This is a genomic window from Paenibacillus sp. Aloe-11 (genome assembly GCF_000245715.1).
GTDB classification, from domain to species: Bacteria; Bacillota; Bacilli; order Paenibacillales; family Paenibacillaceae; genus Paenibacillus; species Paenibacillus kribbensis.
In genome coordinates, this window is the sequence record NZ_JH601050.1 from 684,517 (window position 1) to 708,482 (window position 23,966).

General features: G+C 46.5%; 20 protein-coding genes and 1 other annotated feature. Of the genes, 14 read left to right on the plus strand and 6 right to left on the minus strand.

Annotated features, from left to right (window positions below):
* Nucleotides 1-125: 125 nt before the first annotated feature.
* Entirely contained in the window at nt 126-965 is an 840-nt protein-coding gene (locus tag WG8_RS09260; RefSeq protein WP_007429875.1) for a helix-turn-helix transcriptional regulator, read from the minus strand.
* Between the two features lie 161 nt (nt 966-1,126).
* Between WG8_RS09260 and fabF the strand changes: the two genes are divergently transcribed.
* The 4 genes from fabF (at nt 1,127) to WG8_RS09280 (ending at nt 6,160) form a co-directional block, all read left to right on the plus strand.
* Complete coding sequence (fabF, locus tag WG8_RS09265) at nt 1,127-2,362, plus strand: beta-ketoacyl-ACP synthase II (RefSeq protein WP_007429876.1); 1,236 nt, start codon at nt 1,127-1,129, stop codon at nt 2,360-2,362.
* 271 nt (nt 2,363-2,633) lie between these two features.
* On the plus strand, nt 2,634-3,587 hold the full coding sequence (locus WG8_RS09270; protein ID WP_007429877.1) for a helix-turn-helix transcriptional regulator: 954 nt from the start codon (nt 2,634-2,636) through the stop codon (nt 3,585-3,587).
* Nucleotides 3,588-3,692: 105 nt separating this feature from the next.
* Nucleotides 3,693-4,433: a zinc ribbon domain-containing protein gene (locus WG8_RS09275; protein ID WP_007429878.1), complete on the plus strand. Its 741-nt coding sequence runs from the start codon at nt 3,693-3,695 to the stop codon at nt 4,431-4,433.
* 368 nt (nt 4,434-4,801) lie between these two features.
* Complete coding sequence (locus WG8_RS09280; RefSeq protein WP_043890894.1) at nt 4,802-6,160, plus strand: MFS transporter; 1,359 nt, start codon at nt 4,802-4,804, stop codon at nt 6,158-6,160.
* Between the two features lie 96 nt (nt 6,161-6,256).
* On the opposite strand, the gene WG8_RS09285 is transcribed toward WG8_RS09280, so the two are convergent.
* Complete coding sequence (locus WG8_RS09285; RefSeq protein WP_007429881.1) at nt 6,257-7,441, minus strand: aminotransferase class I/II-fold pyridoxal phosphate-dependent enzyme; 1,185 nt, start codon at nt 7,439-7,441, stop codon at nt 6,257-6,259.
* 43 nt (nt 7,442-7,484) lie between these two features.
* Nucleotides 7,485-7,723: a binding site (T-box leader), on the minus strand.
* A 348-nt stretch (nt 7,724-8,071) separates the two neighbouring features.
* Between WG8_RS09285 and WG8_RS09290 the strand changes: the two genes are divergently transcribed.
* Entirely contained in the window at nt 8,072-8,779 is a 708-nt protein-coding gene (locus WG8_RS09290) for a DUF1361 domain-containing protein (RefSeq protein ID WP_007429882.1), read from the plus strand.
* A 54-nt stretch (nt 8,780-8,833) separates the two neighbouring features.
* On the opposite strand, the gene WG8_RS09295 is transcribed toward WG8_RS09290, so the two are convergent.
* Entirely contained in the window at nt 8,834-9,763 is a 930-nt protein-coding gene (locus tag WG8_RS09295) for an ArsR/SmtB family transcription factor (RefSeq protein WP_007429883.1), read from the minus strand.
* A 509-nt stretch (nt 9,764-10,272) separates the two neighbouring features.
* Here WG8_RS09295 and WG8_RS09300 point away from each other — a divergent pair.
* From WG8_RS09300 to WG8_RS09330, 7 genes are all read left to right on the plus strand, one after another.
* Complete coding sequence (locus WG8_RS09300; RefSeq protein ID WP_007429884.1) at nt 10,273-11,616, plus strand: ABC transporter substrate-binding protein; 1,344 nt, start codon at nt 10,273-10,275, stop codon at nt 11,614-11,616.
* A 91-nt stretch (nt 11,617-11,707) separates the two neighbouring features.
* On the plus strand, nt 11,708-12,598 hold the full coding sequence (locus WG8_RS09305) for a carbohydrate ABC transporter permease (RefSeq protein WP_043890895.1): 891 nt from the start codon (nt 11,708-11,710) through the stop codon (nt 12,596-12,598).
* Between the two features lie 27 nt (nt 12,599-12,625).
* The gene (locus WG8_RS09310; RefSeq protein WP_007429886.1) at nt 12,626-13,468 is read left to right on the plus strand and encodes a carbohydrate ABC transporter permease; all 843 of its coding nucleotides are present in this window, start codon (nt 12,626-12,628) and stop codon (nt 13,466-13,468) included.
* An 81-nt stretch (nt 13,469-13,549) separates the two neighbouring features.
* Nucleotides 13,550-14,935 (plus strand): arabinan endo-1,5-alpha-L-arabinosidase, encoded by a 1,386-nt coding sequence (locus tag WG8_RS09315; protein ID WP_007429887.1) that lies wholly within the window; start codon nt 13,550-13,552, stop codon nt 14,933-14,935.
* A 40-nt stretch (nt 14,936-14,975) separates the two neighbouring features.
* Entirely contained in the window at nt 14,976-15,947 is a 972-nt protein-coding gene (locus WG8_RS09320; RefSeq protein ID WP_007429888.1) for a glycoside hydrolase family 43 protein, read from the plus strand.
* Between the two features lie 244 nt (nt 15,948-16,191).
* Nucleotides 16,192-18,294, plus strand: a complete 2,103-nt coding sequence (locus WG8_RS09325; protein ID WP_007429889.1) for a class I SAM-dependent methyltransferase — start codon at nt 16,192-16,194, stop codon at nt 18,292-18,294.
* 116 nt (nt 18,295-18,410) lie between these two features.
* A complete protein-coding gene (locus WG8_RS09330; RefSeq protein ID WP_007429890.1) occupies nt 18,411-18,830 on the plus strand; it encodes a VOC family protein in 420 nt (139 codons plus the stop codon).
* 143 nt (nt 18,831-18,973) lie between these two features.
* On the opposite strand, the gene nrdF is transcribed toward WG8_RS09330, so the two are convergent.
* The 3 genes from nrdF to nrdI all read right to left on the minus strand — a co-directional run bounded on the left by nrdF (nt 18,974) and on the right by nrdI (nt 22,590).
* Nucleotides 18,974-19,939: a class 1b ribonucleoside-diphosphate reductase subunit beta gene (nrdF, locus tag WG8_RS09335; protein WP_007429891.1), complete on the minus strand. Its 966-nt coding sequence runs from the start codon at nt 19,937-19,939 to the stop codon at nt 18,974-18,976.
* A 220-nt stretch (nt 19,940-20,159) separates the two neighbouring features.
* A complete protein-coding gene (gene nrdE / locus WG8_RS09340) occupies nt 20,160-22,244 on the minus strand; it encodes a class 1b ribonucleoside-diphosphate reductase subunit alpha (protein ID WP_007429893.1) in 2,085 nt (694 codons plus the stop codon).
* Nucleotides 22,231-22,590 carry a class Ib ribonucleoside-diphosphate reductase assembly flavoprotein NrdI gene (nrdI, locus tag WG8_RS09345; protein ID WP_007429894.1) on the minus strand — a complete coding sequence of 120 codons (360 nt, stop codon included), beginning with the start codon at nt 22,588-22,590 and terminating at the stop codon, nt 22,231-22,233. The genes nrdE and nrdI overlap by 14 nt, the downstream gene beginning before the upstream one ends.
* Before the next feature lie 372 nt (nt 22,591-22,962).
* Between nrdI and WG8_RS09350 the strand changes: the two genes are divergently transcribed.
* Nucleotides 22,963-23,328 carry a DUF2500 domain-containing protein gene (locus WG8_RS09350; RefSeq protein WP_007429895.1) on the plus strand — a complete coding sequence of 122 codons (366 nt, stop codon included), beginning with the start codon at nt 22,963-22,965 and terminating at the stop codon, nt 23,326-23,328.
* 71 nt (nt 23,329-23,399) lie between these two features.
* Complete coding sequence (locus tag WG8_RS09355) at nt 23,400-23,960, plus strand: GNAT family N-acetyltransferase (RefSeq protein WP_007429896.1); 561 nt, start codon at nt 23,400-23,402, stop codon at nt 23,958-23,960.
* The last annotated feature ends 6 nt before the right edge of the window (nt 23,961-23,966 follow it).

The following is a 23,966-nucleotide window of genomic DNA, read 5'->3' on the forward strand; positions in this document are numbered from 1 at the left end:
TCCCTCCTGGTAGTAGCACAGCTGAAGCTCTTGGCCCTGTCACATCTATGGCATCTATTTTGCACAGATCGTAGATGTAGTATGGACGGAAAAAGATATCTTCATAACAAGAGGGATGAAATCCGTTAGCTGCCCTCCATTAACTTTTGGAGTTTGCTTTCCGTAGAGGATTGCGCGTTAGGCGTGTAAATGCTGCAGCGCAGATCGACGCCCCCCTGTACCTGAAGGGAGGTTAGGTCAAACAGCATTTTACCGGCCTTGGCATGACGAAACTCTATGAGCACCTCCGGCGCGGAGCTTACCTCACTCTGATTCCAAAGCTCGTTGAACTCTCCGTAAGCCTGACTCATATTTTGTATAAATTGTGCATACCAAGGGTCTGTCACGTATTGTCCGTAATAGGCGCGGAAAATGGCAAGAAACCCTTTTACAAAATGCTCCCAATTGACGGCAAGACTCTTAAACTCCTTTTTGGTGAACAGCAGTTCAATCATATTGCGCTGCTCATGTGGCAGCTCGGCAAAATCCATAAAAACATGGGCTGCAGCCGCATTCCAGCCGACAATATGGCAGCGCCGATCTGAAATAATAGCCGGGCAGTAGTGCAGCTCCTGCACAATCTTTTGCAGTGAGGGGGATATGACCGTTTGTTCCGCAGGAGCAGGCGGGGCATGAAACCCGGCTTCCAGCGCCAAATCATACAAATATTTGCGTTCATCGGTGTTTAACTGCAAGGCGGCGGCAATAGCGTCCAATACGGAGGCGGACACCTTGATATCCCGTCCCTGCTCCAGCCAGGTGTACCAGGTCGTACTCACACCAGCCAGTTGAGCCACTTCTTCTCTACGCAAGCCGGGTGTTCTGCGACGTGATCCTTGGGGCAGGCCAACCATATGCGGGTGTAGACGTGCTCTTTTTGTTTTGAGAAAAACAGATAATGCTTCCAGGCGTGCTTCCGTTTTCATAGATGTTTTCACTCCATTCATGGGTCAACGAGAATTGAGCATATGCAACTCTCCCTATAGTAGTGCTAATTATACCAGGATAAATAAAAACTTGTAATAGGATAAAGTAAGGGTAAAATGAGGATTGTAAGTCAGTTATCGAGCAGGAGGAATGAATAGCTATGCAAAGAGTAGTAATAACAGGTATGGGTGTCGTTTCGCCACTGGGCAATGAAGTAGACACATTGTGGAACAATTTGCTGGAAGGCAATTCAGGTATACGTAAAATTGATAGATTCGAAGTGTCTGATTTGAAAACACAAATCGCCGGGCAGGTACAGGATTTTGACGCAGAACAGCGATGGGGACGCAAGGATGTCAGACGAATGGATCGCTTTACTCAGTTTGCATTGTATGCGGCAGAGCAGGCGCTAAAGGATTCAGCTTTGGATCTGGATCATATTAATCTGGAGCGTGTCGGGGTCTATGTAGGATCTGGAATCGGCGGTTTGGATACGATGGTGGACAATATAGAGGTGATGCTAAACCGTGGTCCGGGCAGAGTCAGCCCGACACTGGTACCTATGATGATCTCCAATATGGCTGCCGCTCAAATTAGTATTGCGTTCGGAGCCATGGGCCCTACGCTTTCGCCCGTTACGGCCTGCTCTATTGGGAATACAGCAATTGGAGAGGCGTTTCGGACGATTCGTACAGGGGACGCGGATGTCATTTTTGCCGGTGGGGCTGAAGCCGCGGTGACTAGATTAGCCTTGGCGAGCTTCGCTAATGCGACTGCATTGTCCACACGTAACGAGGAGCCTTCTATAGCAAGCCGACCTTTTGATCAGGATCGGGACGGGTTTGTCATGAGCGAAGGTGCAGGTATTCTGGTATTGGAATCATTGGAGCACGCCATCGCGCGAGGTGCGGAAATCTATGGTGAGGTCATCGGTTATGGAGCCAGTTCGGATGCCTATCACATGGTTGCACCGCATCCCGAAGGAACCGGAGCTTACTTGGCGATGAAAGCGGCTCTTCATTCGGCCCGCATCTCCCCTGAAGAAGTGGATGTGATTAGCGCCCACGCAACGGGTACAGTCGGGGATGTCGCTGAAACCCTTGCAATCCACAAGCTATTTGGTGAATATGCCTATCAAATTCCGGTGACCGGGAATAAGTCCATGCTGGGCCATATGCTGGGAGCCGCAGGCGGCGTCGAAGCGATTGCGCTTGTACAAAGCCTGCGAGAAGGCATCATACCGCCAACGATGCACCTGGACAACCCGGACCCGGCTTGTGATCTGGATTACGTGCCTCACCAGGCGCGTAAGGCATCATTAAATATCGGGCTATCCAATTCTTTTGGCTTTGGCGGTCATAATGCGGTCATTGTGCTGAAGCGCTACGAGTCATAAGTGTAATGAGTGGTTAAAACCTCAGGCATTCTATCCAGCTGGATGGAATCCTTGAGGTTTTTAGTTTGAGAAACAGATTCATTTTTAGATAAGAGATAGAGTAAGATGGAGGAAACATAGAGTCGGCAAACGCCCAACGTATTGGGATTTAAGACTGGAATCCCTGATCGAAACGTATGGTTGTGAGAAGAATGCTTTGGTATATCTGGATGACTGCTAATAGGATCAAGATACAGGGATAAGCACGAGTAATGGTGAAAGGTTTGGAAAAATGAAAATAGACAGACTGCTTTCTATCGTCATTTTGCTGCTGCAAAAAAATAGAATACAAGCGAAGGAACTTGCCGATTTGTATGAGGTTTCGATACGGACGATCTATAGAGATATTGAAGCGATCAGCATGGCAGGTATTCCGGTGGTGACCTTTCAGGGAGCAGGTGGGGGAATCGGCCTGATGGAAGGGTATCGTCTGGATCGCAGTATGCTGACGGATCATGATATCAAGGACATTGTCATGGGGCTGCAGAGCTTGTCCTCATCGCTCGGCGGTCCGAATGTGTCGCGGTTGCTTCACAAATTTGAGAGCATTGTACCAGCATCTGAAAAAGAGCAATTTCGTGTCCGCACGACTCAGTTTATCGTCGATCATTCCGGCTGGGGAAATCAGGCTGCACAGGAAGGCAAATTGATTAAGGTAAAAGAAGCAATAAGCCAGACGCATACGATCACTTTTACCTATCGAAATGCGGAAGGAGCGATCACGGAGCGCAATGTGGAACCGCACACGCTCGTTTTGAAAGGACAGCAATGGTTTGTGTATGCTTATTGCCGCGGCAGGGAGCAGTTTCGTCTGTTTAAGCTTTCCCGCATGAGTAACCCTGTAGTGACAGAGACACCTTTCACCCGTAAGGATCTTTCCTATGAGGTGCTGCCGTGGAATGAGGGCCGGATGACAGCGTCCAGAGCTATACAGCCGTTTACATTACAATTTAACCGCAATTCCAGGCATCTGGCGGAGGACTGGTTTGGCGTGGAAGCATTGCACGAGCAGGAGGAAGGTATCTATACGGTTTCAGTCCCGTTTCCCGAGGATGCGTGGGCGTACGGATTTATTCTAAGCCTGGGACCCGATGTGGTCGTCAAAGAACCAGCCCATTTGCGAGACAAGATTCGGGAGATGGCGCTCCGTATTGCATCTAATTATGAGGATGATCGGGAAATATAGGACATGCTGGACTAAAGCAAGCCGAACCTGACGGATAGTTGTCAGGTTTGTTTCGTTATACTGGTTGCATATCAGATATCAGTTAGCGAAGGGAGCTTAACAGGAATGGATAAAGTATGTCAAAGCTGTGGTATGCCACTGGAGCATGAGGAGCAATATGGAACAGATGCAAAGCATGCCAAAACGGATGAGTATTGCAAATATTGTTACAAGGAAGGTGTATTTGTACAGCCTGACTTGACCATGGAAGAAATGATTCAGCAGTGTGTGCCTATCCTCGCAGGGGAGGGAATGCAGGCAGGAGAGGCGGATACGATGCTGCGCAATTACCTGCCGAACTTGAAGCGGTGGAGGTTTTTAGAGGATACGTGGCTTCATGGAGATGGACCGATTCGGGAGGAATGCCGAGGGGACATCCGTTTGGTCGGGCTGAAAGCACGTACGAGCAATCTGAATGAACAAACATCCCACGGGATCATTCCAAAGATGTGGGAGCGTTTTTGGAGTGAGGACGTGCCTGGTCGGATCAAAGGTCATGAAGGACAATCTTTCGTCTATGGATGTTATACGGATTATGAAAATGGAGCCTTGGGCGAATATACTTTTTTTGCTGGAAAGGAAGCGGCCGCGGATTTCCAAACTCCTGCTGATCTTGAGGAAATGCTCATCCCTGCAGCACGCTATGCTGTTTTCCAGGCATCAACAGAGCCCTCTTCTGTCATCCGTGTGTGGCAAACCATCTGGCAGTGGGCGGCGACAGGACAAGCGGAGCGGACCTACACAGGTGACTTTGAAGTGTATGGCGGCCCGGATGAATCTGTTTTGATTTACATCGCGATCAAGTGATACATGTTGTGGTGACGAAAGAGAGCCGTCCGGCCAAGGTTTGTGGTCCGGGCGGCTTTTTGCTGCTTCAGCTCGCCGTATTATCTGCCTTAACACGAGGGGCGAGTCACTGCCCAAAAGAGAAGCGCCACAGCGCTGACACCCGCTCCCAATAGACATATCAGGGTAATATCTTTTAGACTGATCTTGATTCACATGGTATAATTTACTAGGTCCATTTCCATGGGCTACTCTAATTTGGAGGCGTTACGATGAGATACAACATACAGAAGAGGGCACAAAATAAAGGGGAATACGCATCATTGGCCCTGTAAACTGCGCGATTCCCCTTGACTCATTAAGGGGTTATCTAATTGAAGAAGTTAATCATGGCAGGCAGCAATTCCAAATCTATCGTCTGGCTTAGCTTTCTTGCGTTTTTCAGCGTTCTCAATGAGACCATTTTTAATGTATCGTTGCCGGATATCGCCACCCAGTTCAGCATTGCGCCTTCATCCGCGAATTGGGTCAATACCAGCTTTATACTTACGTTTGCAATAGGTACAGCAGTGTATGGAAAGCTGTCCGATTTGTATGGTACGAAAAAGCTGCTCCTGTTCGGTCTGTGGATCTACGGCATGGGGTCCTTCATGGGGATTTTATTTCATTTATGGTATCCGGGCGTCCTGGCGGCTCGATTAATACAAGGTGCGGGAGTATCTGCGGTTCCAGCGTTGATCATGGTCATTATAGCCCGGTACATTGATGCGGAACATCAGGGAAAAGCTTTCGGTATGGTGGGATCGATGGTAGCTTGCGGTGAAGGAATCGGTCCAGTGATCGGAGGGGTTATAACCGAGTACCTCCATTGGTCCATGTTGTTCCTTTTGCCGATGATGACGCTGCTAACCATTCCATTTTTCATGAGAATGATGCCTGACGAAACTTCAAAAAGGGGAAAGACCGATATCATCGGCGCCTCTTTATTAAGTGGCGGAATTGTTGCTTTTACGCTCTTCACAACGGCATACCACTGGGGATTTCTGGTCGTCTGTGTGCTGCTATTCACCGCATTTGGCCTGCGTATTCGACATGCGGAGCAGCCGTTTATAGAGCCTGATTTGTTTGGAAAGCGGACGTTTATTGTCGGTGTGCTCACAGGAAGCCTGTTGTTAGGAACGGTCGCCGGTTATGTATCTATGGTTCCGTATCTGATGAAAGAGGTCCATCAACTGCCGACAAGTCTTATCGGAATCGGCGTCCTGTTTCCCGGGACAGTCAGTGTGGTGCTGTTCGGAATTGTCGGCGGTGTATTGGTCGACAAATTAGGGACGGTATTCACGATGCTGCTCGGCTTATGCATGATCGGCGCAAGCTTTCTGGCCGTTTCCTTGTTCCCAGATCGAACGCCATGGCTTGTTTCTGGCACCATGGTGCTGACATTCGGCGGACTTTCATTTGTGAAAACCGTCATATCCACCAGTGTTGCGGGAGCCTTGGGTTCCGAGGATTCCGGTTCGGGCATGGGCTTGTTGAATTTTGCCTGCTTCCTGGCCGAAGGAATTGGCGTGGCCACGGTCGGGGGCCTGCTGACAAAATCATGGCTCGCCTTTCCTCTCCTTCCGACTGTGACTGATGTTGACGCATTTCATTACAGCAACTTGATGCTGATCTTGATTGCAGCTTTGGTCGTGGGAGGAATCGGTTTCCTTATGCAAACGGCCAGTCACACAAATCGTCCAAAATGACGCCCGCAAGGTAGTCGAGGATGCCACAACAAGCGATCTCCTGTCAAAAGGAAATCGCTTGTTTTTACCATTGGTGGCTGTTGTATCAAACACAGGTTAGAGGCGTTTCAAAAATACGCCGATACGCTCCAAAGCCATTTCCAGCTGTTCTCGTGACGATGCGTACGAGCAGCGGATAAAGCCCTCGCCGCCCGGGCCGAATGCGGAACCGGGAACCGTAATAACTCCTTCTTCGTCCAGCAGTCGCTTGGCAAACTGCTCTGAGCTTAACCCCGTGTGCATAATAGAAGGGAAAGCGTAGAAGGTTCCATTCGGTTCATGACAGGGCAGTCCTGTCTGACACAGGCTTTCAACGAACCATTTTCTGCGCAGATTGTAAGATTCCATCATACGGTCTTTTTCCTCCAGCCCGTTGCGCAGGGATTCGATAGCGGCAATTTGCCCGATAATTGGAGCGCACATGGCGGTATATTGATGAATCTTCAGCATGGCAGCAATCAGCTCTCTCGGACCACATACATAACCGACCCGCCAGCCAGTCATTGCAAATGCTTTGGAAAAACCGCTGATGAGCAGGGTCCGCTCTTTCATTCCCGGCAGAGCAGCGAAGCTTGCATGCCGCTGTCCATAGGTCAGTTCAGCATAAATTTCGTCGGATATTACAACTAAATTATGCTCCTCAACCAGGCGGGCAATGGGGAGCCAATCCTCATAGGTCATGATTCCGCCAGTCGGGTTGTTCGGATAACAGAGAATAAGCACTTTGGAGCGTGGGCTCAGCTTGGCCTTAAGCGCCTCTGCTGTCAGCTTGAATTGCTGGTCAGCAGAGGTTTCGACCGTTACGGTGTGTCCTCCGTTCAGAAACGTAATAGGCGCATACGAAATATAACATGGATCCGGAATGAGTATTTCATCGTGCTCTGTAATCAGGGCACGCAGTGCCAAATCCAGCGCTTCACTGCTGCCAATGGTGACCATGATTTCATTCGCCGGGTTATAGGACGTGTTAAAGCTGCTCTCCAAATATCCGGCAATCTCCTCACGAAGCTCGGGAAGACCGGCATTGGGTGTGTATGAGGTTTTTCCATTTTCGAGAGCTGTGATACAGGCCTTTATGACATGCTGAGGGGTCACAAAGTCAGGTTCACCGACCCCGAGCGAAACGATATCTTTTCTGCCCGTACTATATTCAAAAAACTTACGAATGCCTGAAGGTGGCATTTCCCGTACAGCTGGAGTCAAAAAATCAGTTATAGATGCTACTGTGGATACGTTCGTCATGTTGATTTCCTCCTTTTTGAAAAACAAAAAAACCCGCCCCTGTAAAAGGGACGAGTTCATACCCGTGTTACCACCCTAGTTTCATTCCATACGAAATGACACTCTGTTCACGTATCCATCAATACGTGTTCCGGTTAACGCTGGAAAGGCGGCAGAGCTTACTTCAGGTTCAGCCCGCTTCTCGGAGATGGCGTTCGGCTATCCTCGGAATGTTGGCTTTCACCTGCCCCAACTCTCTGCAAATCCGCTGTATAGCTTACTCGTTCTCGTCATTGAAATTTGTTGCCGTATCAAGTTAGGTGTAATTATAAGCACAACATTTCAGGATGGCAAGTCTTTTTTTTAGATTATAGAATTTATAAATTTTCAGCAGAGCTGAACAATTCTATAACTGCGAGAAAGACTTCCGCTAGGCACGGTCTGGCTTCCGTGAAAGTACGTCGATAGACGGTTTCTTATAAAATGCAGCGACAGCAGGATTATCATTGACGATTGGAAGTTTACGTATATAGTGATATGAGAAGGGCTCAGCTCTTTACAGGTGTCTGCACAATCACAGGCTTAGTTTTAACACTTGATGCGAGTTCAAAAAGACGTATATACGTATATAGGGACAGGGGAGACATAAGCTTGCTGTTTACAGGGAAGGGGTACAAGCTGCCCGCTTTGTTGGGGGTGCTGCTTGTAGCTACGTTGGGCTGCTTTGGGCTCATTATGTATTTGCAGTCTGCAAGTGGGACGAAGATGTATCAATTTTTGTACTGGGATATATTCCTGGCCTGGGTTCCGGTCTTTATGACTCTAATAATGATGGCGTTATCCAGAATGGGGAATGTGACAGTCAGACGGGTTCTTATGTTGCTTAGTGGAGTAATATGGCTGTTTTTTCTGCCGAATGCTCTATATTTACTGACTGAGTTATTGCATGTGTTTCGTATTTACAAGGTAAATCCAGATTCGCGTTTTTGGTTGGACACCACATTTTGGTTGATCTTATTTACGTCTTTTTTGGCAGCAGGGCTTGGCCTTTTTCTTACATCCCTCTGTGTATGGAGCATCCATCGAATGCTGCAAAAGGCTTGCAATGGCTGGCTTGCGTGGGCCATCGTTTTTGTTTTGCTGTGGCTGGCCAGCGTGGGCGTATATATCGGCAGATTTGCCCGCTGGAACAGCTGGGATGCGGTGTTAAAGCCCTTGGTCATCCTTACAGATGTTTGGAAATGGGTGAGCCTGGCAGGGGAAAGACAACATTTGCTGTCCTTTAGCTGGCTGGTGTTTGGGATTATGATCATCTTTTATCTAATGATGTATATCTCTTTAAGCGAGAAGGACCTATAGGCCGAGGATACGTATGTAATGCATACGGTCTTCGGCCTTATTGCATGTGGCGGGCTAGTCGCTGGCGTTCTCTTCCCCGTGTACATCATAAAGCACGCGCACCAGCAAATCCTGACTGAAGTTGCCGAATCTTTTGCCAAAAATGGTGAGCCCCCCTTTATTCTCCGATGGATCGGATACGGATAAACGGAGGGTAATATCGCTTTTATAGTTAAGGCCAATATCGTCTATTGTGACTTCGGATATACGGCACCCGTCAATGAAGCTGCCATGCTGATTGATGCGAATTAATTTGAGCATGCCATATTGATTCAAATGCGGTGGCCACCAATCGGGATTCAGAACTCCCGGTACTTCTCCAAAATCTCCGGGGCTGGTCCAGTATCCAATAGGGATACCATTGATGTGAAACCAGATGTCAGAAGGATATTCCTCACAAAAGCACGGTGCTTCTGAGCCCAGTTCTGCGGAGAACTGAATTTCTTTAAAGGATTGATTCGCTTTCAGATAGTTGGGGATACGGTACTCCAAAAAGCCTTCGGCCATCCAGATCATTTCCGACTCCAGCCGCCCGGGATCTGCAAAATAGCGTGGATCATCAAAATCGCCGATAATGCTGTCTCGGGTTACCAATCCGCAAGTGGGGAACACTTGGTAGTTGCTATAATGACCGATGCGAATCTCCACCTCATACACATTTTTTTGCTCTCTGCTACGCAGATCCACCATTAGCTTTTCCTTATTCAAATAGCACATTTTTCGGGTACCGTGTTTACCGCTCACTGTATTAATTTCCACAAGGCCGCATTCTTCCAGCTTGCGAATATGCATCGTAATGGTGCCGTTGCTCAAATGCAGCTTGTTAGCAATATCATTCATACTTTGTCCTTGATAGGCGAGTAACTCGAGTATTTGAATGCGGATTTCCGAGCCTAGTGCTTTGAAAATATCCAACCCGGACATTAAGTTCTTAATATAAATCATAGCTATAGACCTTCCTTACCTATAAATTATGCAATGTAAGCGCTTATATATTTACTTTGATTTATGTTAAAATAAAATCAGAAAGAAGTAAACTGCTTTTCTTTAATTAATTTTTACTAAAAAAGAGGGGAGAGAAATAGACACAAAAATAAATTTATTCTTAAAAATATATCGTATTTAAGTTATTGTATCGATTTTTTTAATGATAATCAACTTGAATACGTATTTATTTTTGCTTTTTATGTGGTTCGAATCAATGTTTTATATTTATTTAAAAAGATTTCTAAATGCATTGACGAACTGTAGAAGGGCGTGCTATATTTTGTTTGTAAACGAATTCATTATTGATAAAGTAAAATGTTAATTATATAGTGCATGAGAGGGATGATAACCACAGCGGCAGTGAACAACGGTTTATGTACCGCACAAGTAAAGGATAAAGCCGAATCGTGAAAGATTATTTTAACACCAAATGTATGCGGTTTCATTTAATTTTAGGAGGGGTCGCGTTGAGAAAGAAAAAAGGTTTTGCGATAACAATGGTTGTTCTGTTGTTGATGGTTGCTGCATTGACTGGCTGTGGAGGAGGAAGCTCCAGTAGCGATGGAACCAAGGAATTGACGTTCATGTTCCGTGGAGGTACGGATGAGCAGAAGGCTTATAAGGAAGTTATCAAGAAATTTGAAGAGGAACATCCTGGCGTGAAGGTTAAAATGGTCGTGACGGCAGCAGATCAATATGCTACAAAGCTTAGAGCTGCGATTACAGGCAACAATCTTCCAGATATCTTTTATTTTGCCCCTGGAGACTTGAAAGCGTATGTAAATAGCGGCGTGCTGAAGGATCTTACACCTTATATTGAGAAGAGCAAGGATATAAATCTGGATAATATCTGGAAATATGGTGTGGATTTGTATCGGTATGACGGTAAAATGGCTGGTCAAGGTAATATTTACGGTATGCCGAAGGACGTAGGTCCATTCGCACTTGGCTACAACAAAACCATGTTCGAAAAAGCGGGCATTCCTGTACCTGATAAAGACAAACCGTATACTTGGGATGAGTTTATCAAGGTCAGCCAAGAGTTAACCAAAGATACAAATGGTGATGGTAAACCGGATCAGTACGGTACAGGCTTTAATGTTCAGTGGGCATTGCAAGCCTTTGTATGGAGTAATGGTGCGGATTGGCTAGACGCGAGCAAAACAAAAGTAGCGATTGATGATCCGAAATTTGCGGAAGCGCTTCAGTTCTTTGCCGATATGCAAAACAAATATAAAATTACGCCTGGAATCGAACAATCACAAACATTGGACACATATCAACGCTGGATGAAAGGTGAAATGGCATTTTTCCCTGTAGGTCCATGGGATATGAGTACGTTTGAAAAGCTGCCTTTTGAATATGATTTAATGCCATACCCAGTTGGGTCGACTGGCAAACCGGCAACATGGATTGGCTCTTTGGGTATCGGTGTTTCTTCTAAAACAAAATACCCGGATGAAGCCGTAGAACTGGTTAACTATTTGACCACTTCCCAAGAAGGCATGAAGCAGCTCGTTGACGCGAAGGTACAAATTCCGAATCTGCTGGATATGGCGGATGAGTGGGTGAAGGATTCAAAAACCAAGCCTAGCAATAAGCAGGAATTTATTGATATCGTAAATGACTATGGCCGCGCATTGCCTGGCAACTATACGTATAACGCGGAATGGTATGATATTTTCTTCACGGATATTCAGCCAGTGCTGGACGGTAAAGTTACGGCAGCCGATTATGTGAAGCAGGAACAGCCTAAGATGCAGAAACTGCTGGATAAAGCGGTGGAGCAAGAGAAAAAATCACAGAAATAATACGCAAGCAACGAATTGAGGATGATGTTAGCGGCTGATATCATGCTGCTGGCATCATCCTCTATCCAAATTAGAAACAGAGGTGAGTCCTGTGATAACCAAATCTAATCTCTATCGCAAAGAGAAGATATATGGATATTTATTTATCCTTCCTCCTATTCTCGGTTTGCTAATCTTTACGTTGTTCCCGTTTGTCTATTCGTTATACGGCTCTTTTACAGACTGGGACGGATTAGGACAAATGAACTTTATCGGTTTCGACAATTTTAGAGATTTATTTACGGATGAGCTGTTTTACAAATCGATGTACAATACTTTTTTCTTAATGCTGGGTATTCCAATTGGTCTTGTACTGGCTTTACTGCTGGCACTGGGATTGAATCGCAAAATTCCAGGCACGACGACATTTCGTGTGATCTACTATATTCCGGTTATTTCTTCGCTGGCTGCGGTTTCCATCATGTGGAACTGGGCATACAACGGAGACTACGGTCTGGTGAACCAATTCCTGGAGTTGTTTGGCATTAAAGGTCCCAACTGGCTGATGGATAAGGATACGGTTAAGCCGGCCTTGATCCTGATGACAGTCTGGAAAGGTCTTGGCTACACGATGCTATTGTACTTGGCCGCTCTGCAAAGCGTATCTCGTTCTTATTATGAAGCAGCAGAGCTGGATGGAGCCAGCGGATTTCAAATGTTCCGCAACATCACATGGCCAATGGTAAAACCGGTAACCTTTTTTCTGGTCGTAACCAATATCATTGGTGGTTCGCAAATCTTTACTGAAATGAACATTATGACACCTACAGGTGGTCCGGAATATTCATCCGCCTCAATCGTCTTCTATATCTGGGATAAGGCATTTAAAAACCTGCAAATGGGATATGCCTCCGCGATGGCTATGATTCTTGGCATCTTCATTTTTATCGTAACTTTGATTCAATTCAAAATGAATGAAAAATCGTCCTTTGATGGGGATTGATTTTCGCGGAAAGGAGTGAGTCTGATTATGTCCCATAGTCAAAGAACGAAAGTGACCAATACCATTATCTTTATTGTATTGGCCATTGGAGCGATTGCGATGATCGCACCGCTGCTGTGGATGCTGTCCACTTCGGTGAAGGAAAAGCAGGATGTCTTTGCTCTTCCGCCGGTATGGATACCAGAGGTGTTCCAGTTTGGCAAGTACAAGGAAATTTGGGAAGCAGGACCCCTGCTAAGCGGGATCAAGAACAGCGTGATTGTGGCTGTAAGTGTTACCGTTGTAGGTACCTTTACATCCAGTGTAGCTGCCTTTGCCTTTGCAAAGCTGAGATTTCCTCATAAAAATAAACTGTTTCTTGCACTTATTGCATCTATGATGATTCCATATCCAACGGTTATGATTCCGCAGTTTATGATGTTTTCCAAGCTAGGTTGGGTCGATACGCTGTTGCCTCTGATTGTTCCTGGTTTGTTCGGAAATGTGGTTATGATCTTTTTCCTGCGGCAGTATTTGCTCAGTGTACCGGATGCCATTATTGAAGCAGCTAAAATTGACGGCAGCTCTTATTTCCGACTGTATTCGTCCATTACGTTCCCGCTCATTAAGCCGGCAGTTGCGGCCCAGCTTATTTTATGGTTCATGGGAATTTGGAACGATTATTTGGCGCCGATTATCTACTTGAACTCACCAGAAACGCAGACATTGCAGCTGGTTATTGCGAATTTTAATGCGACTTATGCCATTCAGACGGACTATCCGCTTATTATGGCAGCTTCCATTATAGCGTTGTTGCCTGTATTGATTATATTCCTGATCTTCCAAAAACAAATTATTGAGTCGGTTGCCATTTCCGGTGTCAAAGGATAAGTGGGTACATGGAAGGCACCGGGGATCGATGGAAGACGATTGCAATATGTAATGAATAAAGGAAGGAGGAGAAGAACGGTTATGGTTATGCTGCTGATGCTGGGCCTATCCGGCTGTGGGGATAACACCCCGGACCCTGTGTATCCGCAGGCTCCGCCTCCTGATCACTTGTATGATCAAAGCGTGATAAACGATGAACACCGCTGGACCATTAACAATGCACATGATCCGGCGATTATCAAAACAGATCAGGGCTATTATGTCTACTCGACGGATGTAAAGACAGGTGGAGAGCCGAGACCGGGTGTTATGGTGCGCAAATCGAACGACCTGATTCACTGGAACTGGGTTCAGTATGCATTGCCCGGCATACCCGAGGAAGCGGGGGCATGGTCATCCGCAACAAATCTGTGGGCGCCAGATGTTATCAAGATGGGGGATACCTATCGGATGTATTACTCCGCCTCTACCTTTGGCAGTAGGCGGTCAGCCATCGGGTTGCAGACATCCCAATCCCCGGAAGGCCCTTGGAAGGACGAGGGACTGGTCGTTAAAACGGATGAGCATGACAAGCTGAATGCGATTGATGCTAATCCGGTGCTGGATGCGGAGGGAAATCCGTGGATGGTGTACGGTTCTTTTTTTGGCGGTATTTATATTACGCGGCTTGATCCCTGGACCGGGAAGCTTCAAGAGCCAGGTTATGGCACAAATATCGCTGCCAGAGACCGGGCAACTGAGGACGGTGCAGTGGAAGGACCTTACATTGTGTACAATCCAGCCTTCCGTAAATATTACTTGTTCGTCTCGTATGATTCTTTGTTTGAGGACTATAATGTGCGCGTTGCCCGCTCGGACTCTATCACAGGGCCTTACGTGGATATAAACGGACATGATATGGCTGACACCAGTTATTTGCCTCAATACGAGATTGGCAATAAGGTACTGGGCGGTTATCGATTCAGCGAAGGAGAAGGCTGGGTTGCGCCAGGTCATAATTCCGTGCTGAAGGACGGAGAGGATTATTATATGGTTCATCATGCGCGGGGAGAAACGGACAAGAGTTGGCCGTACCTGCATGTACGCAAAATATTGTGGACGGCTGATGGCTGGCCTGTCGTATCACCGGAACGGTATGCAGGCGAGAAGGAGCAGGATATACCTCAAAGATTATTATCCGGCAGTTGGGAACGCATCGTCATGAAGCAGGAAGTCGATGGTCAGGTGGAAGCTGAAGCGCTTCGTCTGGAAGACGGAGGAAGGGCAACCAGCGGAACGCTTGAAGGCCAGTGGACCTTTGACGGCAAGCGTACTTTAACACTGAATTGGAGCGATACATCCGAAGGAACCCAGGAGCAACTGTTATTGCTTCCTTCATGGGATTGGGAGCTGGGTCGCCAGACGCTCGTTTTTACAGGCATGAACAATAAGGGAATTTCCATTTGGGGTAAGCGTATCAGCAATTAAAGTTATGAACTACATATTACACATGGAGGAGAGAAAAACCATGAATCAACCTGTACCTTTTATTAATCCGGTCATTGAGCAACGGGCAGACCCCTGGATTTACAAGCACAGTGATGGATACTATTATTTTACCGGCTCTGTGCCGGAGTATGACCGCATTGAGGTGCGGCGGGCCCGGACCATTCAAGGATTGAACACGGCAGAGCCTGTCGCAGTGTGGCACAAATATGAGACAGGTCCATTAAGCGCGAACATTTGGGCACCGGAAATTCATTTTATTCATGATAAATGGTACATTTATTTTGCAGCAGCTCGTACAACAGAAACGAAGGAAGGCTTGTTCGATCACCGGATGTTTGTGCTGGAAAATGATTCTGCCAACCCGCTGGAAGGAGAGTGGGTGGAGAAGGGACAGATCAAAACCCGATGGGAATCCTTCGCTCTTGATGCAACAACCTTCCAGCATAATGGAGTTCTGTATTATGTGTGGGCCCAGAAGGACCCGGACATTGTCGGTAATTCCAATCTGTACATTTCTGAAATGAATAATCCATGGACGCTGCGTGGTGAGCAAGTGATGATCTCTACCCCTGAATATGATTGGGAGGTCATCGGTTTTAAGGTGAATGAGGGAGCGGCGGTTCTGAAACGCAATGGACGGATCTTTATCAGTTATTCAGCCAGCGCGACCGACCACAATTATTGCATGGGTCTGCTAATGGCAGATGAGAATGCGGATTTGCTCGATCCGCAATCGTGGGCGAAGTCTCCTGTGCCGGTATTCTGCACGAATGAGGAAACAGGTCAATTCGGGCCAGGCCACAACAGCTTTACAGTGGCGCCTGACGGTAGCGATGTTCTCGTATATCACGCCCGTAATTACAAGGAAATTACAGGTGACCCGCTGTATGATCCCAATCGCCATACACGCGTGCAGCCGTTGAAGTGGAATGAAGATGGAACCCCTGATTTTGGCATTCCAGTACCAGACGGAGCTCCTGTGAATAAATAAGAAATATAATCTTGCTACGTATAACAAGGTGAATAAGATATCTTCTAAGCTAAAGGCTAGAGGATATCTTTTTTCATTTGTGAAAGCAAGGGGACTTCTTTTTACATGATCAAAATGTTTAATATTTTCCACGGGATGGAAGCTGCAAATGTATGGTAAAGTGTAGTTTATAAAAGAGTGTATCCAGAAGTTTTTTTCCAAAGTCTCCTGTGCATACTAATCCGAATCACACGAGGTGAGAAAAATGCTGCAATCATTAAAAGCCATAGCTAACTATCGGAAAGAAAATGATCTGGCCTGGGATATGCCGACTTGGCTGAAGCTGCTCGTTTCGGCTGAGGAGCGTATTGTCAATCTGGAACGCATCCGCTCCATAGGAGAACTAAAGGATTCCAATCCTGTCCTGGATTATGTGGAGCGTACGTTGCTCATTTTGGACGGTCTTCCATTGTCTTTCTGGATTAAAGAGCTGCTGGAGGATGTGCTGGTATGGTCTGAGGCGGCTAAAGGGGGGACAGGGCGTGAACGTCTGCGCTGGCAGCAGGAGGGCATTAATTTATTTGTGCATAATATTGGCTCTTCCCAGCTATATGTCAGACAGGCCCAAGCGGAATCCCCTGCGTACCCGCGCAACAGCATGACCCGGATTTTGATTGAGACGCACGGACTAATCGGACAGTATATACGGGGTGAAATTCCTTTTGCAGAAAATCGGCCGTTGCTGGAAATTACTCGCAAGGGCTGGCTAAGCGCTGAGGAGCTGGAGCTTGTTTTACGTGCTCTGAACGAATGTATTATCGCTGGGGTAGATCCTGCTCTATGGGAGCAGGTACGCAGTGAAGTGGAGCAGTTGATCGGCTGGATCGCGTGGGATAACGCACCTGTGGCTTGGGGCGTAAAAGAACGGCTAGAGAGATTGCGGTCCGTTTCTATTCATGAAGGCGAGCCGTTTGAACAGGCTTACGCGGAGTTGGAGCGTGAGTTGAATGTAGAAAAGGCGCTTGCTCCACTGGAAAATCGTACGCTTTGGTATGTAGAGTCCGCTTTACAGGATTTTTCGCTCGAAGAACTGGTAAAGGTATTTTTACTTACATTGAGAGAGGGTACGGGGAGAGAGGGTACAGGACAGGAGCAGCCAGCTACGGTACGTCATATCAGCTTTGAACCTCTCATGAACACGATGTATTATGATTATCGTGGTGTCAAGAAAATTAACGTATACAAAAAACGAATGATTGAGAAATATTTAAGTGCGCTGTCTTGGCAAGATCTTTTAAAAGGAAAGCGCAAACATAATCCTCATCTGAGTGTGATCGTGGAGCATAAGGAGGAGCTGCCGAGCACCGTATTTTTTAATTTTGCATTTTCATCTGCGGCAGAGAAGCTGATTGACTTTTGTATTGAGGCAGAAAAAACACCGCTGTATGACAAAGCTGTATTGCTGCTGTTCGATCTGTTCGGTTTACGGCGTGATGCGTATGATCGTTTTCACAATGAGGAGACGTATCTTGCGGATATGAACCAGACCGTAGATTACAAAAGGGTCATTCTGGATTACGTGACTGGAACCCGCATTCTGGATATAGGGCCTGGCGGGGGCGTGCTGCTGGATCTGATTGAGCAGGAAAGACCGGATGCAAAGCCGCTGGGGCTTGATATCTCAGTAAATGTGATTGAAGCATTAAAACGGAAAAAACAATCGGAGGGTCACCGTTGGGATGTTATCAAAGGGGACGCGCTCCGATTGGAGGAATTTGTGGAAACAGGGAGCATGGACACGATCATTTTTTCTTCCATTCTCCATGAGCTGTATTCTTACATCGAGCGAGATGGGACCCGGTTCAATCCGCAAACGGTGGAGGCTGCTTTGCAGAGCGCCTATCGTGTGCTGGCACCCGGCGGGCGCATCATTATTCGTGACGGCATTATGACCGAACCGACAGAGCAGCGCAGACGTATCCGGTTTCTGAAGCCAGACGGGATGGAATGGCTGCTGCGATTTGCCGAAGATTTTGCAGGTCGCCATATTGAAATGGAGCTTGTAAGTGAGTCTGAGGCTGTTATGCCTGTCAATGATGCGATGGAATTTCTGTACACCTACACCTGGGGGGCAGAAGCCTATGTACATGAAGTGCAGGAGCAGTTTGGTTATTTTACCCCCTCACAGTATGAGGAATGCATTCGTAACACGCTTGGATCACAGGCGATTATTCGGGTGAACCGCCACTATTTGCAGGAGGGTTATACTAAGGCGTTGTCCGGACGTATTGAGTTGACGGATGAACAGGGACAGCCGGTTCCTTTGCCAGACAGTACTTGTCTGATCGTGATTGAGAAGCCTCAATAGGGCAGAAATTACTGGATGGAAGGAAGCTATAAAACAGCTCTGTTTTTCTTAACAAGTTTTGCATATAATACAGGTGAAGTGCCTGGTAAAATGACAATAAAGGAGCTGTGTTGAAGATGTCCAAACGTTTGATTCCCTACATCACCATGGATGGAAATGCAAAAGAAGCGATCGAATTTTATGAAAAGGCATTGGATGCGCAACAGCTTTTTGTTCAAACCTTTGGCGAAATGCCGGAGAACCCGGATTTTCCGATTCCCGCAGAGGTCAAAGGTCGTATTGGACATGCTACCCTTAAAGTTGGAGAGACCGAGCTTATGTTTTCCGATACCTTTCCTGGATCGCCGTTTAGCAGCGGGAACCAGGTGAGTATCTGTATTACAACCGACAGTGTGGAGCAAGCCGGAAAAATGTTTGCTGCTCTACAGCAAGGAGGACAGGTGGGCATGCCCTTGCAAGAAACCCACTTCAGTCCGGCCTATGGGAATGTAACGGACAAGTTTGGGGTCACATTCCAAATTTTCACAGAAGCTTGATTATAAAAAATGGAAAAAGGTCAGATTTCGCTACCTTGGCGGTCTGGCCGTTTTTTGCGTGCATGCCATCGTTCAACAAAAAAAAAGAGCCCTCCGACAAGCGGAATGGGCTTTTTGAATCTATTGATTAAAGTACGGATATCTTATTCACCAAAATTAAAATCATCATCGGTCAGCGGCTCTACATTCATGGCGCGCACATACCCGTTTCCTTTTTTGGAAAAGAAGTCATGCTGCTTGGTGTGGGTGCTAATGCCGTTGAATACGATCGGATTAACCTCTTCTTCTTCAAACAGCGGATCAAAGCCCAAGTTCATCATGGCTTTGTTGGCGTTGTAGCGTAAAAAGACTTTAACATCATCAACTAGCCCGATCGGGGCGTAAATTTGCTCCGTGTATTGCTCCTCATTATTGTGCAGATAGCGCAGCAATCCGACCAGCGTCTGGTAAAGATCGCGTTGCTCTTCCTCGTCCAGCTCTGCATAAATTTCCTGTGCCAGCACACCTACATATACACCGTGAATACTTTCGTCCCGCAAGATCAGGTCGATAATTTCTCCGCTGCAGGTCAGCTTGCCCTGCCCTGCCAGATAGAGAGGGTAGAAGAAGCCACTGTAAAATAAATAGCTTTCCAACAGCACCGAAGCGGCCATCGCGAGATACAGGTCTTTCGGTGTATGGATATTCATATAATACTGACGAATGGTTTCCGCTTTGGTCTGGAGATATGGATTTTCTTCTACCCAGCGAAACACACCGTCAATTTCTTCTGTGGAAGCCAGTGTTGTAAAGATGCTGCTGTACGACTTGGCATGAATTTGCTCCATCATCGCCATAAAGCTCAGTACGGCTTTACGCTGCAACCCGTCCACATGCTCCATAATTTGCGGCATACCCACGCCGCCTTGAATAGTATCCAGCAGTGTCAAGCCGCCAAGCACCTTCATGTAGGCCTCTTTTTCGATATCACTGAGGGTCACCCAGGTCATCTTATCGTCAGACAATGGAATTTCATCATCTGTCCAAAATTGCATAATATTCTGGTTCCAGAACATCAGAGTGAAATCATCGTCCGAGCGATTCCAGTTTACAGCTTGTATACCTGTCATTGTTTAGCATTCTCCCTTCAGCTTGCGAGATTCCCCAGGATCTCAATAAAATGATGCAGGCGAATCATCGTATGCTTGACATACGGAAGCTGCATCCGCAAAGCCGTGATCTGGCCAAATCTGCACTTCACTGGCCTGGACGTCACGCTGGATACAGCTTCTAATGAAAAGCATTTTTATATCATCAATTTTCTAAACATCATGCTAAATTTATCATGCTTTAGATCGAGCAGGTGAGGCACTCTTCCACAGACAGCTTTTTGGTACGTGTGTAGTACAACGATTTAAGTCCTTTATGTGCAGCATACAGATAGCAACGGGCTAACTGACGTGTGGTTACATCACTGTTCACATGAAGCACTGTCGAAATCCCTTGGTCCACGTGAGGTTGAATTTCTGCGATCAAATCAAGCACTTTGAATTGATCCATTTGATAAGCGGATTTATAGAAGAACACATTATCCTTTTGCAAATAAGGCATTGGATAGTAAGTCGTCGAATTGGCATAAGTACGTGTTTCAATCTGCTCAACAATCGGCATCACGCTGGAGGTTGCATTTTGAATATACGAAATGCTGGCCGTCGGCGCAATCGCCATACGATAGGCGTGGTACAGACCATTTTTCATGACGTCGGTTTTCAGCTTGTCCCAATCCGCAGGAGTCGGAACATAAATACCGCTGAACAGCTCTTGCACACGTGCGGTTGTCGGACGGTAATCTGTATTGAGATAACGGTCAAAATACACACCGGTCGCATAATCGGATTCCTCGAATCCATAAAAACTTTGTGCAGCCGCTTTCGCGATTTCCATACTTTTCTCTATGGAATGATAGTTCATCGTCATGAAGAAGGTGCGGACAAAATCCTTCGCTTCGTTGCTTTCATACGCAATTTTGTTTTTGGCCAGGTAGCCGTGCAGATTCATGACGCCCAGACCCACGGAATGCATTTCGCGGTTCGCTTTGGCAACACCCGGTGCATTAGCCACTTGTGTCATATCGCTGACCGCGGTGAGCGCAATCATGCCCTCATGAACGGATTCGCGAATTTTGCCATGCTCCATCACATTGACAATGTTCAGGGAAGCCAGATTGCAGCTCACATCGCGGCGGATGATATCCTGTTTGCCATAATCTGCAATTTCGGAAGTTTCCTGCAACTGGAATATTTCCGTACACAGGTTCGACATCTTCACTTGACCCACATTTTTAAGGGCATGTGCCTGATTAGCGTTACTTTTATTCATCATGTATGGATAGCCGGATTCCAGCTGAATCATGGCAATTTTCGTCAGCATGTCACGTGCGCTCATCGCTATTTTCTTCTTCACCCGATCGTCGGCAAGCAGTGTATCGTACATTACATCCAGATCCATGTCGTCCAGATGCGTTCCATAGGCCTTGTACACACTGTACGGAGCAAATACATGCAAGGGTTCATTATCCTGAGCCAGCTTGTAAAAGCGGTTCGGCACCAGCAATCCGATGGAGAGGGTTTTAAGGCGCACTCTTTCGTCAGCATTGATTTTTTTACTATCCAGGAACTCCAGTACATCCCAACCAAAAATGTTGTAGTACGCCGCGCCGGAGCCCTTGCGCTGCCCCATTTGATCCGCGTAGGAGAATCCGTCTTCCATCAGCTTCAGCACAGGCATAATACCTTTGGCTGCGCCTTCTACGCCTTTAATCGCTTCACCGCGTGACCGCAGCTTCGACAGGTTGACCGCGACGCCGCCGCCGATTTTCGACAGCTGCATGCATGTATTAAGCACGTAGTTGATCGAGTTGAGAGAGTCGTCCATTTCGAGCAGGAAGCAGGATACCAGCTCTCCACGGCGACTTTTGCCTGCATTCAGGAAGGTGGGTGTAGCCGGCTGGAGGCGCTGCTCCATCATCGAGCGGGCCAACAGCCGCGCCGTATCAACATTACCGCGTCCCAAATGCAGTGCGACTGCTGCAACCCGGTCAGGATAATGCTCCAGATAGACCTTACGGTCATTGCTTTTTAGTGCATAATCGGTATAAAACTTGGATGCCGCCATATAGGAAGGGAATTTAAACTGATAGCTATGCGTGATATGGAAAATATCTTTAACTTCATCTGCTGTATAGCTATTATAGAAATTCTCGTAATAATCATTCTCAATCATGTACAGCACTTGAGCCGCTGTATCTGCAAACTTCAGGCTGCGTTCCTGAACTTCCTTCATAAATTCTGCGACAGCCTCTTGATCCTTTTCCAATTGGAAAAAGCCGTCTGTATCGCGTTTCATCAACATGTTGTTTAATTCAATATGCCGCAACTCGGCTCACCTCCTGTTTAAAACGCTCTACATCTCCGAACGTTCCAGATAATTCAAATTTACTAATCACAGGGACATTATAATAATCAGCAATCAAATCTGCGCTTTTTGCAAAGAAATCTCCCCAGTTTCGATTGCCGCTTGCAGCTACACCGACAAGGTTTTTAGCGTTTCTTTGCAAAAAGGAAGATACCCTCTCAGGTATCTGACCAAACCCTGTCGTATATGTAATGAGTACGTATGGTTCATCTATAGTCATTTGCTCCTGGATCTGAACCGCCGGAAGCTTGAGCTTTCCAATAAATCTTTTTACATTGCCGGTCTTGGAATCATAAGCAATCAGCATTGTAGGCATCCTCCTTAACAATTAACGAAAAAAAGAAAACGGCATTACCAGCCATTTAAAATGTTGGACTCTATATGTACATGTATTTTCATTCCTGTAAGTTCAAGATATCGGGCGAAAACACGTTTTTCACACTATATTTAGAGCACATTTTCTATTTTATATCTATATATAGTTTTGTCAATCGGTCCAAAGGGGATCAGAGGGCCCAGATCGGGTATAAGTCCAAGCGGGGTGCGGAAAAGAGCGAAAGAACTTTTTTTTCGTAAGTATGTTAAAAAAGTATTGGAGTTTTTGAGGTTGAAGATGTACCATTTGTCAATGGGCAATAGAATGGAAAATTTACATATTGCTGTAGAAAGGATGAAATAGATGGGAAGCAGTTATATAAATGAGGCTGAATCGTTTAATATGATCTTTTTTACTGTGTTTGGCATTATGGCTCTTTTAATGATTATCGGTATTGGCAAGACGATAGGAGCAGGGCTTTCCAATCAAGCCGCCGAACTGGTACAACGATCATGCAAAGTTGTGGATAAGCGGACGAGGGTACGCGGAGGGTCGGGCGATTTTTCGGCTTCGACATATTATTATATTACCTTTGAGTTTGACGGGGGTGAACGTAAGGAACTGGAGGTGAAGGATACGGACTTCGGTATGATTGTGGTCGGGGACCGTGGGGAGCTTCATTATAAGGGTACACGTGTTGTGGGGTTTGTGAGAATGATGGAAGCGTAAAGTATAGCGTAAAGTATATTGTAGAGAGCTGGAATGACTGAAAAAAAATACATACCGGAGGGAAGATGACGATGCCGCATATCATTGGGGAACGAATTGTATTGAGAGAATACCGTCTGGAGGATATACCTGATATACGAAAATGGGTCAATGACCCGGAAATTACATATGGCTTAAGCGATGTGTTTATCTATCCGCATTCACAATTCAATAGCGAATCCTTTGTACAGATGATGATTGACGGCAACTCCGAGATCAAGGGCTTTATCATTGCGCATAAAGACACACTGGACTATATCGGACAACTGGATTTATTTAAAATCAACTGGGTGAATCGGCACGCCACACTTGGTATTGTAATCGGGCGTGATGGTGACCTGGGCAAGGGCTACGGACGGGAAGCGATCCGGCTAATACAGAAATTTGCATTTCATGCTCTGAACCTGCATCGGCTGGAGCTGGAGGTCTATGCGTTCAATGAACGTGCATACCGTTGCTATCTGGCTTGCGGCTTCAAAGAGGAAGGTCGGCTACGGGAAAAGCTGTTCAGGGAAGGTCAATACTATGACATTATTCAGATGGGGATTTTGCGGAGCGAATATGAAGCTGCAGAGCAAGCGACGGAATCTTGAGCGTGA